Origin of the sequence: Actinomadura sp. WMMA1423, from assembly GCF_006547145.1 — a bacterium.
GTDB lineage: Bacteria > Actinomycetota > Actinomycetes > Streptosporangiales > Streptosporangiaceae > Spirillospora.
Genome location: NZ_CP041244.1, coordinates 3,576,704 through 3,589,747 on the forward strand (window position 1 = coordinate 3,576,704; position 13,044 = coordinate 3,589,747).

The following is a 13,044-nucleotide window of genomic DNA, read 5'->3' on the forward strand; positions in this document are numbered from 1 at the left end:
ATCAATGAGATGACAAACATGTGTTGGACTCATTGATCGCTCCCCGGTGAGACTCCGGGGGTGGACACGAACGCACCGACGGACGACAAGAGCAGAGGGAAGGCGGCCGAACCCGAGGGCCGCCCGCACGCGGCCCTGAGGGCATGGCTGGGGGTCGCGGCGATCACGGCCAGCCTGTTCGCCTTCCTCACCACCGAGCTGATGCCCGTCGGCATCCTCACCCCGGTGAGCGCGAGCCTGGGCGTCACGGTCGGCGTCGCGGGGCTGATGGTCACCGTCTACGGCGTCTCGGCGGGGCTCGGCGTGCCGTTCATCGTCGCGTGGAGCAGGCGCGTCGACCGCCGCGTCCTGCTGTCGGCGCTGCTCGCGGTCCTGGCGGCGGGGAACCTGGTCACCGCCGTCTCCCCGAACTTCCCGCTGCTGCTGGCGACCCGGCTGGCCATGGGGTTCGCCAACGGCGTCTTCTGGGCCATCGGCGTGAGCATGGCGATGCGCCTCGTCCCGGAGCGGCACGCGAGCAGGGCGGCCGCGGTGGTGATGTCCGGCATCTCGGTCGCCGCGGTGGCGGGCATGCCGCTCGGGACGTTCCTCGAGGACCTCACCGGCTGGCGGACCACGTTCCTCATCTGGAGCGGCCTCAGCGCGCTGGTGCTCCTCGCGGTCGCCGCCGTGATCCCGTCCCTGCCGTCGCGCAACGCGGTGCCGGTCAGGGAGGTGTTCCTCCTGCCGGCCGGGAACGTCCGGCTCCGGACCGTGATGATCACGGTCGTGCTGTTCGTGCTCGGCCACTTCGGCGCGTACACCTTCGTGCGGCCGTTCCTGGAGGACGGCTCGAACGCCTCCCCCGCCGCCGTCACCGGGCTCCTGATGGCCTACGGCATCGGCGGCGCGGCGGGGAACTTCGTGGCCGGGCACACCGCGACCCGGCACCTGCGGGCCACTTTCGTGACGGCCTGCTCGGGACTCGTGGCGTCGCTGCTGCTCCTGCTCGCGATCGGGCACTGGACGGCCGCGCCGGCCGTCCTGCTCGTGCTGTGGGGCGTGTCCTTCGGTGCCTGGCAGCTGTGCCAGGTCAGCATGACGCTCGCCGCCGCGCCCGACGCCTTCGAGGCGGCGATGTCGCTGAACACCATGGCCTACAACACCTCCATCGCCGCCGGGGCGCTGTTCGGCGGGCTGTTCGCCGACCACCTCGGGGTCAGGAGCGTCCTCTGGTTCGGTGCGGCGCTGACGGCGGCGTCCCTGCTCGTCGCGCTCACCGCGGCCCGCCGGGGCCGTCCCGCCTCAGCAGATGCGCGGTAGCGGGTCGCCGACGAGGAGGTCCACGATGCGGGTGCCGCCGAAGGCCGTCCTCAGCAGGACGAGGCCCGACGGGTCGTCGGTCACGCGGCCGATCACGGCGGCGCCCTCGCCGAGCGGGTCGGCCCGCAGCGCCGCCAGCGCGGCCTCCTCGTGCTCGGGGGCGACCACGACCACGGCGCGGCCCTCGCACGCGACGTACATCGGGTCGATCCCGAGCAGCTCGCACGCGCCCCGGACGGCGGGCCGCACCGGGATCGCGTCCTCGTCCACCGCCACGGACGTCCCGGCGTCCGACGCCAGCTCGTTGAGGACGGTCGCGACGCCGCCCCGGGTCGCGTCCCGCATCCGGCGCACGCCGCCCGGGCACGCGTCGGCCAGGTCGGCGAGCAGGCAGCTCAGCGGCGCGGTGTCGGAGGCGACGTCGGCCTCCAGGTCGAGCTCGCCGCGGGCCAGCATGATCGTGACACCGTGCTCGCCGATCGGCCCCGTCACCAGCACGGCGTCGCCGGGCCTGAGCTCCCCCGAGAGGCGGGAGCGCACGACCCCCACGCCGCCGGTGTTGATGTAGCAGCCGTCGGCCTTCCCGCGCTCCACGACCTTGGTGTCGCCGGTGACGATGTCGACGCCCGCCGCGTCGGCCGCGCGCCGCATGGACTCGGTGATGCGGCGCAGGTCGGCGACGGGGAAGCCCTCCTCCAGGATGAAACCGGCCGACAGGTGCAGCGGCCGGGCGCCGCAGACGGCGAGGTCGTTGACGGTCCCGTTGACGGCCAGGTCGCCGATGTCGCCGCCCGGGAAGAACAGCGGCGACACGACGTAGGAGTCGGTGGTGAAGGCGAGCTCCGCGCCGTTCACCGCGAACCGGGCGGAGTCGTCAAGCCGGTCCAGGTACGGGTTGGCGAACGCCTCCCGGAACACCGCCTCGACCAGGGTGTGGGTGGCCTTGCCGCCCGAGCCGTGCGCGAGCGTGATGGCGTCCTCGCGGAGCCGGGCCTTGCGGGCACGCGCCCGCTCGATGCGCTCCAGGACCTGCTCCTCGCGGACGGTCATCGCACGGTCTCCTTCACCTGTCCGGTCTCCTTCACCTGTCCGGCGTCCTCCGCCGGGCCGCCGCCGCTCCTGCCGACCTGGATGATCCGCTCGCGGGTGAAGCGTCCGAAGTTGTAGTACGCGGCGCAGGCGCCCTCGGACGAGACCATGCACGTCCCGATCGGCGTCTCCGGCGTGCAGGCCGTCCCGAAGACCTTGCACTCCCACGGCTTCAGGACGCCCTTGAGCACCTCGCCGCACTGGCACGCCTTCGGGTCCGCGATCCGCCCGCCCGGGATGTCGAAGACGCGCTCGGCGTCGAAGGCCGCGTACTCCTCCTTCATCCGCAGCGCCGAGTGCGAGATGAAGCCGAGGCCGCGCCATTCGAAGTACGGCCGCGGCTCCATGACCCGGGAGATCGCCTCCAGCGCCCTGGGGTTGCCGTCCCACGGGACGACCCGGCCGTACTGGTTCTCGACCTCCGAGCGGCCCGAGGCGAGCTGGGCCAGCAGCATGTGCACGGACTGCAGGATGTCCAGCGGCTCGAACCCGGCGACGACCAGCGGCTTGCCGTGGTCGTCGGTGATGAAGGAGTAGGGCCGGCAGCCGATCACGGTGGAGACGTGCCCCGGGCCGAGGAAGCCGTCCAGGCGCAGGTCCGGCGAGTCGAGGATCGCCTTGATCGCCGGAAGGATCGTCACGTGGTTGCAGAAGACCGAGAAGTTCTCGATGCCGGCCGCGGCGGCCCGCAGCACCGTCATGGCCGTGGACGGCGCGGTCGTCTCGAACCCGATGCCCATGAACACGACGCGCCGCGACGGGTTCCGCTCGGCGATCTTCAGCGCGTCCAGCGGCGAGTACACCATCCGGATGTCGGCCCCGGCGGCCTTGGCGTCCAGGAACGACCCCCTGCCGCCCGGCACGCGCATCATGTCGCCGAACGAGGTCATGATGACGTCCGGCTGGGAGGCGATGTGGATCGCGTCGTCCACCCGCCCCATCGGGATCACGCACACCGGGCAGCCCGGCCCGTGCACCAGCGAGATGCTCTCGGGCAGGTAGTCCTCCAGGCCGTGCTTGTAGATGGTGTGCGTGTGGCCGCCGCACACCTCCATGAACTTGTAGTGCCACCCGGGCTCGCACAGCGAGGCGATCGAGGCCGCGAGCGCCCGCGCCCGCTCCGAATCCCGGTACTCGTCGACGAAGCGCATCAGTCGATCCTCGATTCCCGCAGCGCGTCGATCTCGTCGTCGTAGGCCTCGCCGAGGCCCTCCAGCAGCGCCAGCGTCGCCCGCGCCTCGGTCTCATCGATCTTGGACATGGCGAACCCGACATGGATGAGGACCCAGTCGCCCGGAGCGAGCCCCTCCCCGTCGAGCAGGCCGGTGTTCACCGCCCGGCGGACGCCGGTCACGTCCACCTTCGCGACCGGGCGGTCCGGCATGATCTCCACGATCTCGCCCGGTATGGCCAGGCACATCAGAAAGCCTCCCCCGCCGGTTCGTGCCGTGCCGGTTCGTGCCGTGCCAGTTCGTCCTGGGTGAGCTCCCAGAGGGCGTGGTAGACCGTCGTCTGCGCCTCCTGGATGCGGTGCACCGACGACGACGGCACGGTGAACAGGTGGTGCAGGCCGGACATCTCCGCCATCTGCCCCCCGGTGTATCCGGCGAGCCCGACCGTCACCATCCCGCGGCGCTCCGCCTCCCGCAGCGCGGCGATCAGGTTGTCGGAGTTCCCGCTGGTGGACAGCGCCAGCGCGATGTCGCCCGGACGCCCGAACGCGGCGAGCTGCCGCGCGAACACCACCTCGAACCCGATGTCGTTGGACAGCGCGGTGACGACGGCGGCGTCGGTCGTGAGCGCCAGCGCCGGCAGCGGCCGCGCGGACCCGCCCGGGTTGAGGAACAGCGCGGCCGCGTCCTGCGCGTCCGTCGAGCTGCCGCCGTTGCCGAACGCGAAGAGCCGGCCGCCGGAGCGGAACGCGCCCGCCATCCGCGCGGCGCAGGCCGCGAGGTCCTCGCCGTACTCCTCCAGGACCGTCTCGCGCAGCCGGACGATGTCGCAGGCCTTCTCGCGCGTCGAGCGGCGCACGTCATCCAGCAGGGTCTCCAGCCCCGAACCGCCCGCGTAGAGGAAGGGATAGAGCATCTCTGTCACGTCGTCACGACCCCGATCGCCTCCTTGGCGTGGACGAGCACCGTGTCGCCGACAGCGGCGTCCACCAGTGCCACGCTGACCCGTTCGAGCCGCCCGCCGCCGACGTCGACGTCCGCGAGAGCGCCGTCGAGGAGCCGCGCGACGAGGACCGGGACGGCCTCGTCCGCGCACGTCACGCAGTGGTCGCCCGTGCATCCGGTCACGCGGTCACCTCCTGGTCGAGCACGCCCGGCTGCTCCAGGAACACGTGCACCAGCTCCCACAGCAGGTGGTAGGCGGTGACGTGCACCTCCTTCACGACGCGCGGATCGTCGGACGGCACGGTGACCAGGTGGTCGACCGCCCCGGCCAGCGCTCCCCCGTCCCCGCCCGCCAGCGCGACCGTCAGCATGCCGAGCCCCCGGGCGCACTCCATGGCGCGCAGGACGCTGCCGCAGCGGCCGTCCGGCGAGATCCCGAACGCGATGTCGTCCGGGCCGCCGAAGCAGCGGACCTGGTGGGCGAAGACGTCGTCGAAACCCGCGCCGGCGCAGACGCCGGTGAGCGTCGCGACGTCGCCGGTGAGCGACAGCGCGGGCAGTGCCCGCTTGCCGACGATCACCGGGTGCACGAACTCGACCGCGACGTGCTGGGCGTCGGTGGCGGCGGCGCCGGTCCCGAAGGTGAGCAGGCGCCCCCCGCGGTGGAACCGCGCCGCCATCGCGTGGCAGGCGGCGGCGATGGCGCCCGCCTGGCCCGCGAGCGCGGCGGCGGGCTCCGCGCGCCGCGCGAAGACCTCCGCCACGGTGCCGGTCACAGCGCGCCTCCCGCGGCCGGCCGGGAGTGCCCGGCGCCGTGGGCGCGCAGCGACATGTCCACGGCGAGGTCCCACCGGTCCGACAGCTCGTGCGACATCGCATGGGCGTCCTCGCACATCGCCGCCGCGATCGCCGCCGTCTCCCGGTCCCCGGCGCGCTCGGCGATCCGCCGCAGCGTCTCTCCCGCGGCTATCTGCAGGTGGACGGCGACGTAGGCGTCCCGCATGTGCTTCACCGGGTCGCGGTGGCCGCGTCCGACCCCGGCCTCCACCACCGACGCGAGCAGCGACCCGGCGTCGCGGGCGATGCTCGGCGACGACCCGTGCGCGCGCAGCCGCGCCTCGACCGCCCTGGTGTACGCCCGGGACCGCTCGGCGTAGTGGCCGAGCGGCCGGCGGAGCTCCGGCTCGTCGGCCGCCGCGGTCAGCATCTCGCTCAGCACGGCCTCGGCGTGCTCCTGGAGCGCGTGCGCGTCCTTCAGGTGGCCGGCGAGCCGCCGCTCGATCGTCGTCATGAGCGTCCGCTCCACGTCCCCGATCACATGGACTCGGTCTTGAGGTACCGGCGCAGCCCCGGGAACTCCTTGACGAACAGCACGAGAGCGCCGACCGCGAGGACCGCGAGCATCAGCCGGATCACCCCCGCTCCGATGAAGATCCCCCTCTTGAGCTCCACTCTCCGTCCCATGCACTTCCTCATGTCCCCGCTCCCTCCTGTGCGAGTTCCCGCGTGAATTCCTCCGCCAGCAGCCGCTCGACCAGCGCGGCGGCCTCCTCGACCGCCGCCTCCACCGGTGCGCTGAGCCGCATCTCCCAGGTGGCGTCCGTCGTCCGCGCCGCCGGCTCGCACGCGACGAGCAGGATGCGCGGCGGCACCGGGCCGTTGTCCCTCGCCAGCCGCAGCACCTGCGCGGGGTCGAGGCCGTGCGCGTCCACGGCGACACCGCCGAAGCCGTCCGGGCCGGGCTCGACCAGCGAGACGGTGCCGGGCGGGTGGCCCCGCTCGGCCGCGTCCACCAGGACCGCGGCCTCGTAGCCGTCGCCCAGCGCGTACATCAGGTCGATGCCGCGGATGCCGAAGTCGACGACGTCCACGCCGGGCGGCAGCCGCCGGGTCTCCAGCAGCCGGACCACCTCCACGCCGAACCCGTCGTCGCCGTGGAACACGTTGCCGATCCCCGCGACGAGGACCCTGCGGTCCGGCGCCGCGCCGGGCAGCGGCTCGACCTCGTCCGGCCGGACGAAGAAGCGGTGCCCGAGCTGGTTGCGGGGGCCGAGGTCGCGGCCCGGGTCGTCGTCCAGCGCGACGACCAGGTGGACGCCGCCCTCCATGTCCTCCTCGACGCGCTCGACGACGGCGGTGCGTCCGACCAGCGCGAGGTCGAAGATGTCCGCGCCCCCGCGGGGACGCAGCCGGACCCTGCTCCCGGGTGGCGTCTCCTGCCCGCCCGTGCCCATGTCTCCCCCGCTCACCACACGTCCCTCCGCGGATCCCGCAGCGTCCCGTGGAGCGCCAGCAGCTCGCCGGACGACAGCGCGCCGCACCGCTCCAGGATCTGCCGCGCCTTCGGATCGGTCGCCGCCATCTCCCGCCGCTCGTCCTCGGTGAGGCTGAGCACGCTGAGGATCAGCAGCCGGTCGATCTCCGTGCCGTCGAACAGGTCGCCGGGGCTCTCCGGCGCCACCTGCGGCCAGTCGTAGAGGACGATCGGCGCCGCGAGGACCGTGCCGCGGCTGCCCGGCTCCCCCGCGAGCACCGGCCAAAGCCCGTCCTTTCCGCACTCCGCCGCCGCTCCGGCCAGGTGCTCCGGCGGGTCCGTGAGCGAGACGAACGCGCCGCCCCCCGTGCGCGCCACGACGTGCGCGCACAGCATCCCGGCCCGCACGGCGCCGTCGCGGTCCTCGGCGGCGCCGGTGTTGACGACCTCCACGCGCAGCCGGACCACGCCGTCCCCGGCGGGCACGGCCGAGACCTCGACATGCCCGTCCACCCGTCCCCAGGACCGGACGAACCGCACCCCGCCGCCTCCGCACGGCGCCCTGCCGTTCACGGGCTCCTCCTCGGTGCCCGCGGCCGCCTCGACGGGGACGCGGACAGGGGCGCGCACGAGGTGCTCGACCGCGATCGGACCGCTGGTGATCTCGCGTTCGCGGGCCTCCTGCCAGGTGGTGCAGATCTCGTCCCCCACGCGGATCTCGTCCGTCGGGGTGTCGCCGTTCATCACCTGGCGGTGCACCGCGTGCAGGAAGCGCAGCGCGACCTCGACCTCGGCGGCGGGGCCGGCCTCCAGGAGGAACTCGGCGTGGACCGTCCAGTGGTCGCCGTTCCGTTCGGCGTAGCCGCGCGGGTAGACGCCCCCGATCGTCCAGCGCCGCCTGTTCTTCAGGGCCGAGCGGCGGTACGGCCAGAGGAGGTACCCCTCGTAGAGGACGGTGTCCGCGATGGCTCTTACGCGGTCCACTCTTCCTCCTCGCGTCGGCTCTCGGCGTGGCGCAGCAGCTCGTCGACCGTGTCGTCGAACGAGGAGTGCGCGCGGCGGGCCCGGTAGGCCGACAGGCGGCCGAAGCAGCCGTCGTCCAGGCGCAGCCAGCGGGCGGTGCCGTAGTAGCGGCCCATGAGGTCCCGCCACACCTGGAGGGGCAGGTCGCCGGTGGCCTCGTGATGCCACGGGATCTGCCCGGTGCGCAGCTTGCCGTCCTCGCCGGGGTAGAACACGGTCCCGTTGAAGGTCAGGTCGAGCGGGACGTCGCCGCCGCCGAGCGCGTGCAGGTAGCGGTCGGCCGCGACCTGCATGTCGTGCCCGCAGGGCAGCGACAGCGCCACCTCCGTCCCGCCGCGGAACGTCGGCACGGTCGCGCCGACGCGCGCCCAGGTCAGGCCGTGCAGCGACCGGTCCCACATCTCCGGCGGGCCGAACACCCCGGCGAGCCGGTCGCGCTCGGCGTCGTCGTAGCCGCGGCGCGCCGCCGCGATCGTCACCGTCGTGGTGAGCAGGACGCACTGGACGGGCCCGCCGTCCAGCCTCCGCAGCCCGACCCGCAGGCTCAGCGTCGGCGTGGCCGCGTAAGCCTCCCCCTCGATCCCGAGCAGATCGAGCCCCAGCTCCGGCGTCCCATTCATGCTGTGCCTCCAGGTGGGGGGACGACCCCCCACACCCCCGGTTCGCTGCGCTCATGCTGTGCCTCCAGGTGGGGGGACGACCCCCCACACCCCCCGGTTCGCTGCGCTCATGCTGTGCCTCCAGGTGGGGGGACGACCCCCCACACCCCCCGGTTCGCTGCGCTCATGCGGGGGACAAATTGGGCATCGAATCGAGGATCGGACCGTGCGTCCCCGGGTTGATCCCCGTCGAGCGCGCCGCGGTGGACGTGCCGTCGGGCAGGTGCCCGACCTGCTTGTCGTAGTTGCCCACCGCGTTGCCCTCGTGGACGCCCCTCGTGTGCGAGGGCGTGTCCGGCGACACGTCGGGCTTCCCCACCTTGATCATCGTGTGCTCCTCTCCTCGGTGCCTGTCCGCCCCTCGGTGCGCGCCGCCTTCTCGCCGGCCGCCCTCAACTCGGCGAAGAACGCGCCGATGCGGTCCCAGACCGCGTCGCCGCCGGTGAAGCCCGTCCAGTGCTCGCGCAGGAGGGCGGTGAGCCGGTAGCAGTCGTCGATCGGGAGGATCCAGTGCTCGGCCGCGCCGCGCGCCCGGTGCACGACGAGCGCCTCCACGTCGGGGCGAAGCTCCGCCAGGACGGGGTTGGCCTCGGCCACGCGCCGCCAGCTCGCGGCGTTCACGACCGCGTGCAGCGCCCCGGCCGGGCTCGGGTAGCGGGCGGTGACCTCTCCCGTCTCCGAGACGGAGAAGAAGGCCAGTTCGACCGGGATACCGAGACCCGCCCACAGCGGGCCCTCCAGGCGGAAGCCGGTCAGTTCGCGCCGCCGGTCCGGGACGAGCCGGTAGTGCCGCCCGCCCGCCGGCCGGCCGTCGAACAGCAGGGTGCACGCCCCGCACGCGCACAGCAGCTCGCCCTTCTCCAGGTCGAGCAGGTGCCGGTGCGCGCCGTGCAGGGGTTCGGCGCACAGCTCGCACCGCTCCTCGGGCTCGGCCCGCGGCCCCGCCGGAGGCGGCGGAGCCGAGGCCAGCGCCGCGAGGCGCGGAGTGGAGAGCGCGGGCGTCATACGCGGCTCCGCACCTGGTCCAGGGTGATCAGCACCTTCTCCGGCGCGGGCGCCTCGATCTCGACCCGCTCCAGTTCCGGCGCCGCGGCGAGGGCGGCCCGCTCCACGGCGTCCAGCACCGGGCGGGACGCGGCGGCGCGCCCCTCGGTCGCGACCTTCAGCCGCACCGCCTCCCCGTCGATCCCGGCGAACTCCACCGAGGTGCGGTGCTTCGCCAGGAACCCCTCCAGCGCGGCGAGCGCCCGCCTGACCCGCACGTCCGGCGTCTCCGGGTGCAGGCCGTGCATGACCAGCAGGTGGCCGACGAGCTCGTCGCCGGCCAGGGCCGAGGCGTCCGCGGCGAGCCGGACGATCCGGTCGAGCGCCTCCCCGTACAGCTCCACCAGCGACTGGACGGCCTGGTGCGCCCCCGGGTCGAGCCCGTCGAGCAGCCCTTCCAGGCGCTGGACGTGCTCCCGCACGCGCTCGTCGTCCCAGCCCATCAGTGCTCTTCCTGGGCGCCGAACATCGGCGAGTGCCGCTTCTCGATCGTCCGGCCGTTGCCGACGTACATGTGCACGCCGCACGGCAGGCACGGGTCGAAGCTGCGGACGGTCCGCATGATGTCGATGCCCTTGAAGTCGTCCGGGCCGTTCTCCTCGAAGATCGGCTGCCCCTGGACGGCGTCCTCGTACGGGCCGGGCGTGCCGTAGGAGTCGCGCGGGCTGGCGTTCCATGGCGTCGGCGGGTACGGATGGTAGTTGGCGATCTTGCCGTCGCGGATGACGAGGTGGTGCGACAGCACGCCGCGGACGGCCTCGTGGAACCCGCAGCCGATCGCCTCGTCCGGGACGTCGAAGTCGGTGAACACCTTCGTGCGCCCGCCCCGGACCTCGTCGAGGGCCTTCTCGGCGAAGTACAGCGCCATCCCCGCGGCGTAGGCGATGAAGTAGGCGCGGGCCCGGTCGCGTTCGATCGTGTTGGCGTACTGCGGCGGCTTCCACTCCAGGTTGACCTCCGGCATCCCGGGGGTCTTCGGCAGGTCGATCTGGACGCTGTGCCCGGTGGAGCGGACGTACGGGGTGTCCACCTCGCCGGCCAGCGCGGTCGCCCACAGCCGGGCGAGCGGCCCGCCGCCGGTGTCGAGCGCGAGGTGGTCGCCGGTCTGGGGGTGGCGCCAGCGCGGGCTCATCACCCAGCTGTACTTGCCGCCGTCGAGGTCGCGCCTCTGCGGGTTCGGCAGCGTCGTCTGGTTCCACGGGTGCCGCTGGTCGATCGGGTTGCCGAGCGGGTCCTCCTTGACGAAGGTTTCCTCGTTGACCCAGTCGTCGTAGTAGGAGCTGCCCAGCAGGATCCGCATGCCGAGGTTGATGTCGACCAGGTCCGTCGTGACGAGTCGCCCGTCGACGACGACGCCCGGGGTGACGTAGGCGGCCCGCCCCCACTCGGACATGTGCCGGTAGTCGTAGTCGCAGACGTCCGGGTTCTGGAAGGCGCCCCAGCAGCCGAGCAGCGTCCGCCGCCGGCCGACCTGGTCGTAGCCGGGCAGCGCCTCCAGGAAGAAGTCGAAGATGTCGTCGTTCATCGCGACGGCCCGCTTGACGAAGTCGAGGCAGCGGGTCAGCCGGACGAGGTAGTCGGTGAACACCTGCGGGGTCGCGACCGTCCCCACGCCGCCCGGGTACAGGGTGGACGGGTGGACGTGCCGCCCCTCCATCAGGCAGATCATCTCGCGGGTGATGCGGCTGAGCTGGAGGGCCTCCTTGTAGACCGAGCCCTCGAACGGGTTGAACGCCGCCATGATGTCGGCGATCGTGCGGAACCCGTGGACCGAGCCGCGCGGCGCGTCGGTGTTCTTGGCCGTCGCCAGCAGGCTCGGGTTCGTCTCGGCGACCATCCGCTCGCAGAAGTCGACGAAGACCAGGTTGTCCTGGAACAGCGTGTGGTCGAACATGTACTCGGCGGCCTCGCCGAGGTTGACGATCCACTCGGCGAGCGGCGGCGGCTTGATCCCGTACGCCATGTTCTGGGCGTAGATCGAGCAGACCGCGTGGTTGTCGCCGCAGATGCCGCAGATCCGGCTGGTGATGAAGTGCGCGTCGCGCGGGTCCTTGCCCTTCATGAACACGCTGTAGCCGCGGAAGATGGACGAGGTGCTCCGGCACTCGGCCACCTGCCCGTTCGCGAAATCGATCTTGGTGTAGATGCCGAGGTTGCCGACGATCCGGGTGATCGGGTCGAACGCCACCTCCACGAGGCCCGCCTGCGTGGCCGCCCGTTCCCCGCGCGCCGCCGTCCCCTGCTTCATGACTCGCCCCGCTTCATCTGTCGCCCCTGTTCCCCGGCCCGTCCGCCGTCCGCCGGCGCGGCCGTCCTCCGCTCGTGTCCCCGATGGCCGGGCCGTGCCGGCCCCGCGGCGCGGCCGCCGTTCACTGGTGCGGCCAGCGGGGCTGGTAGCCGCTGGTCAGCCGCTCCCGGTTGTGGCGCCACTTCGGCTCCCGGTTGGCGCCCCTGTTGGTGATCGACCGCATCGTCCGGATGAACGGCCCGTAGGACCTGAGCAGCGTGGTGGAGAGGCTCGCCCCGGGCGGCTCGTCCATGAACGGCATGAACTTGTCCGGGAAGCCGGGCATCGTGCAGCCGATGCAGATGCCGCCCACGTTCGGGCAGCCACCGACGCCGTCCATCCAGCCGCGCTTGGTGACGTTGCAGTTCACCACCGGGCCCCAGCAGCCGATCTTCACCTGGCACTTCGGCGAGTTGTAGTCGCGCGCGAAGTCGGCCTGCTCGTAGTAGGCGGCGCGGTCGCAGCCCTCGTGGACGGTCTTGCCGAACAGCCACGTCGGGCGCAGCTTCTCGTCCAGCGGGATGACCGGCGCCAGCCCGGCCGCCTGGTGCAGCACCCAGAGCAGCGTCTCCATGAAGTTGTCCGGCTGGACGGGGCAGCCCGGCACGTTCACGATCGGCAGCCCGCCCGCGGACCGGAAGTCCCAGCCGAGGTAGTCGGCGAGGCCCATGCAGCCGGTCGGGTTGCCCGCCATCGCGTGGATGCCGCCGTAGGTCGCGCAGGTGCCGATCGCGACGACCGCCCACGCCTTCGGCGCGAGCCGGTCGATCCACTCGTTGACAGTGATCGGCTCGCCGGTCTCGGGGTCGTTGCCCATCGACGTCCAGTAGCCGTCCCCGTTGATGTTCTCGTTCGGGATCGAGCCCTCGACGACGAGGACGAACGGCGCCAGCTCGCCGCGCGCGGCCTGCCGGAACGCCTCCATGAACTCGTCGCCGTTCTCGTAGGCGAGCACCTTGTTGTGCAGGTGCACCTTCGGCAGTCCCGGTATCGCGCCGAGGACGACGTCCTCGATGCTCGGCAGCGAGGCCGCGGTCACCGAGACCGTGTCCCCGTCGCAGCTCATTCCCTCGGACGTCCACAGAATGTGGATCTCGTCCGTGAGCGGTTCCGCCGGAGCGGTGCTCGTCATCGCTTCCCCCCTCGGCCGGCTCAGGTCATCACCCATGCGGTTGCCCTGCGGAATCGGCCCGAAACACCGCCCGAAAAGCGCCTCAACCCCTTTCCTCGGTTCGGTAAAAACGCCGTTTGAACTGGGGGGATCGGGGC

Annotated in this window: 17 protein-coding genes; 1 reads left to right on the forward strand and 16 read right to left on the reverse strand. The window is 72.6% G+C overall.

Annotation, left to right across the window (positions count from 1 at the left end; genetic code table 11):
• The first annotated feature begins 60 nt into the window (after window positions 1-60).
• Complete coding sequence (locus FKD65_RS16490; protein ID WP_240810180.1) at window positions 61-1,302, forward strand: MFS transporter; 1,242 nt, start codon at window positions 61-63, stop codon at window positions 1,300-1,302.
• Here FKD65_RS16490 and hypE read toward each other — a convergent pair.
• From hypE to FKD65_RS16560, 16 genes are all read right to left on the reverse strand, one after another.
• Complete coding sequence (gene hypE, locus FKD65_RS16495) at window positions 1,285-2,352, reverse strand: hydrogenase expression/formation protein HypE (protein ID WP_141578340.1); 1,068 nt, start codon at window positions 2,350-2,352, stop codon at window positions 1,285-1,287. The genes FKD65_RS16490 and hypE overlap by 18 nt on opposite strands.
• Window positions 2,349-3,542, reverse strand: coding sequence for a hydrogenase formation protein HypD (gene hypD / locus FKD65_RS16500; protein WP_141578341.1), 1,194 nt, complete (start codon window positions 3,540-3,542; stop codon window positions 2,349-2,351). Before hypD ends, hypE begins: the two co-directional genes overlap by 4 nt.
• Window positions 3,542-3,811 (reverse strand): HypC/HybG/HupF family hydrogenase formation chaperone, encoded by a 270-nt coding sequence (locus FKD65_RS16505; RefSeq protein ID WP_141578342.1) that lies wholly within the window; start codon window positions 3,809-3,811, stop codon window positions 3,542-3,544. The genes hypD and FKD65_RS16505 overlap by 1 nt, the downstream gene beginning before the upstream one ends.
• Window positions 3,811-4,479 (reverse strand): SIS domain-containing protein, encoded by a 669-nt coding sequence (locus FKD65_RS16510; RefSeq protein ID WP_141578343.1) that lies wholly within the window; start codon window positions 4,477-4,479, stop codon window positions 3,811-3,813. The genes FKD65_RS16505 and FKD65_RS16510 overlap by 1 nt, the downstream gene beginning before the upstream one ends.
• A 5-nt stretch (window positions 4,480-4,484) precedes the next feature.
• On the reverse strand, window positions 4,485-4,691 hold the full coding sequence (locus FKD65_RS44255) for a HypC/HybG/HupF family hydrogenase formation chaperone (protein ID WP_205718683.1): 207 nt from the start codon (window positions 4,689-4,691) through the stop codon (window positions 4,485-4,487).
• Window positions 4,688-5,284: an SIS domain-containing protein gene (locus tag FKD65_RS44260; protein ID WP_240810181.1), complete on the reverse strand. Its 597-nt coding sequence runs from the start codon at window positions 5,282-5,284 to the stop codon at window positions 4,688-4,690. Before FKD65_RS44260 ends, FKD65_RS44255 begins: the two co-directional genes overlap by 4 nt.
• Window positions 5,281-5,814 carry a DUF892 family protein gene (locus FKD65_RS16520; protein WP_141578344.1) on the reverse strand — a complete coding sequence of 178 codons (534 nt, stop codon included), beginning with the start codon at window positions 5,812-5,814 and terminating at the stop codon, window positions 5,281-5,283. Before FKD65_RS16520 ends, FKD65_RS44260 begins: the two co-directional genes overlap by 4 nt.
• 8 nt (window positions 5,815-5,822) lie before the next feature.
• Window positions 5,823-5,984 carry a hypothetical protein gene (locus tag FKD65_RS44265; RefSeq protein ID WP_168221065.1) on the reverse strand — a complete coding sequence of 54 codons (162 nt, stop codon included), beginning with the start codon at window positions 5,982-5,984 and terminating at the stop codon, window positions 5,823-5,825.
• Entirely contained in the window at window positions 5,981-6,757 is a 777-nt protein-coding gene (locus FKD65_RS16525; RefSeq protein ID WP_240810182.1) for a hydrogenase maturation protease, read from the reverse strand. Before FKD65_RS16525 ends, FKD65_RS44265 begins: the two co-directional genes overlap by 4 nt.
• Window positions 6,754-7,746 (reverse strand): hypothetical protein, encoded by a 993-nt coding sequence (locus FKD65_RS16530; RefSeq protein ID WP_141578345.1) that lies wholly within the window; start codon window positions 7,744-7,746, stop codon window positions 6,754-6,756. The genes FKD65_RS16525 and FKD65_RS16530 overlap by 4 nt, the downstream gene beginning before the upstream one ends.
• Window positions 7,734-8,405 carry a DUF6084 family protein gene (locus FKD65_RS16535; protein ID WP_141578346.1) on the reverse strand — a complete coding sequence of 224 codons (672 nt, stop codon included), beginning with the start codon at window positions 8,403-8,405 and terminating at the stop codon, window positions 7,734-7,736. Before FKD65_RS16535 ends, FKD65_RS16530 begins: the two co-directional genes overlap by 13 nt.
• A gap of 163 nt (window positions 8,406-8,568) precedes the next feature.
• Entirely contained in the window at window positions 8,569-8,772 is a 204-nt protein-coding gene (locus FKD65_RS16540) for a hypothetical protein (protein ID WP_141578347.1), read from the reverse strand.
• Entirely contained in the window at window positions 8,769-9,449 is a 681-nt protein-coding gene (locus FKD65_RS16545; protein ID WP_240810183.1) for a DUF5947 family protein, read from the reverse strand. Before FKD65_RS16545 ends, FKD65_RS16540 begins: the two co-directional genes overlap by 4 nt.
• Window positions 9,446-9,931, reverse strand: coding sequence for a NifU family protein (locus FKD65_RS16550; RefSeq protein WP_141578348.1), 486 nt, complete (start codon window positions 9,929-9,931; stop codon window positions 9,446-9,448). The genes FKD65_RS16545 and FKD65_RS16550 overlap by 4 nt, the downstream gene beginning before the upstream one ends.
• Window positions 9,931-11,736: a nickel-dependent hydrogenase large subunit gene (locus FKD65_RS16555; RefSeq protein WP_141578349.1), complete on the reverse strand. Its 1,806-nt coding sequence runs from the start codon at window positions 11,734-11,736 to the stop codon at window positions 9,931-9,933. The genes FKD65_RS16550 and FKD65_RS16555 overlap by 1 nt, the downstream gene beginning before the upstream one ends.
• A gap of 121 nt (window positions 11,737-11,857) precedes the next feature.
• Window positions 11,858-12,907 carry a hydrogenase expression protein HypE gene (locus tag FKD65_RS16560; protein ID WP_141578350.1) on the reverse strand — a complete coding sequence of 350 codons (1,050 nt, stop codon included), beginning with the start codon at window positions 12,905-12,907 and terminating at the stop codon, window positions 11,858-11,860.
• Window positions 12,908-13,044 lie beyond the last annotated feature (137 nt).

Coding starts and splice junctions, on each gene's coding strand:
- hypE (WP_141578340.1), bottom strand. CDS start 2,352: ATGACCGTCCGCGAGGAGCAGGTCCTGGAGCGCATCGAGCGGGCGCGT.
- FKD65_RS16560 (WP_141578350.1), bottom strand. CDS start 12,907: ATGACGAGCACCGCTCCGGCGGAACCGCTCACGGACGAGATCCACATT.
- hypD (WP_141578341.1), bottom strand. CDS start 3,542: ATGCGCTTCGTCGACGAGTACCGGGATTCGGAGCGGGCGCGGGCGCTC.
- FKD65_RS16555 (WP_141578349.1), bottom strand. CDS start 11,736: ATGAAGCAGGGGACGGCGGCGCGCGGGGAACGGGCGGCCACGCAGGCG.
- FKD65_RS44265 (WP_168221065.1), bottom strand. CDS start 5,984: ATGAGGAAGTGCATGGGACGGAGAGTGGAGCTCAAGAGGGGGATCTTC.
- FKD65_RS16535 (WP_141578346.1), bottom strand. CDS start 8,405: ATGAATGGGACGCCGGAGCTGGGGCTCGATCTGCTCGGGATCGAGGGG.
- FKD65_RS16545 (WP_240810183.1), bottom strand. CDS start 9,449: ATGACGCCCGCGCTCTCCACTCCGCGCCTCGCGGCGCTGGCCTCGGCT.
- FKD65_RS16540 (WP_141578347.1), bottom strand. CDS start 8,772: ATGATCAAGGTGGGGAAGCCCGACGTGTCGCCGGACACGCCCTCGCAC.
- FKD65_RS16550 (WP_141578348.1), bottom strand. CDS start 9,931: ATGGGCTGGGACGACGAGCGCGTGCGGGAGCACGTCCAGCGCCTGGAA.
- FKD65_RS16505 (WP_141578342.1), bottom strand. CDS start 3,811: ATGTGCCTGGCCATACCGGGCGAGATCGTGGAGATCATGCCGGACCGC.
- FKD65_RS16510 (WP_141578343.1), bottom strand. CDS start 4,479: ATGCTCTATCCCTTCCTCTACGCGGGCGGTTCGGGGCTGGAGACCCTG.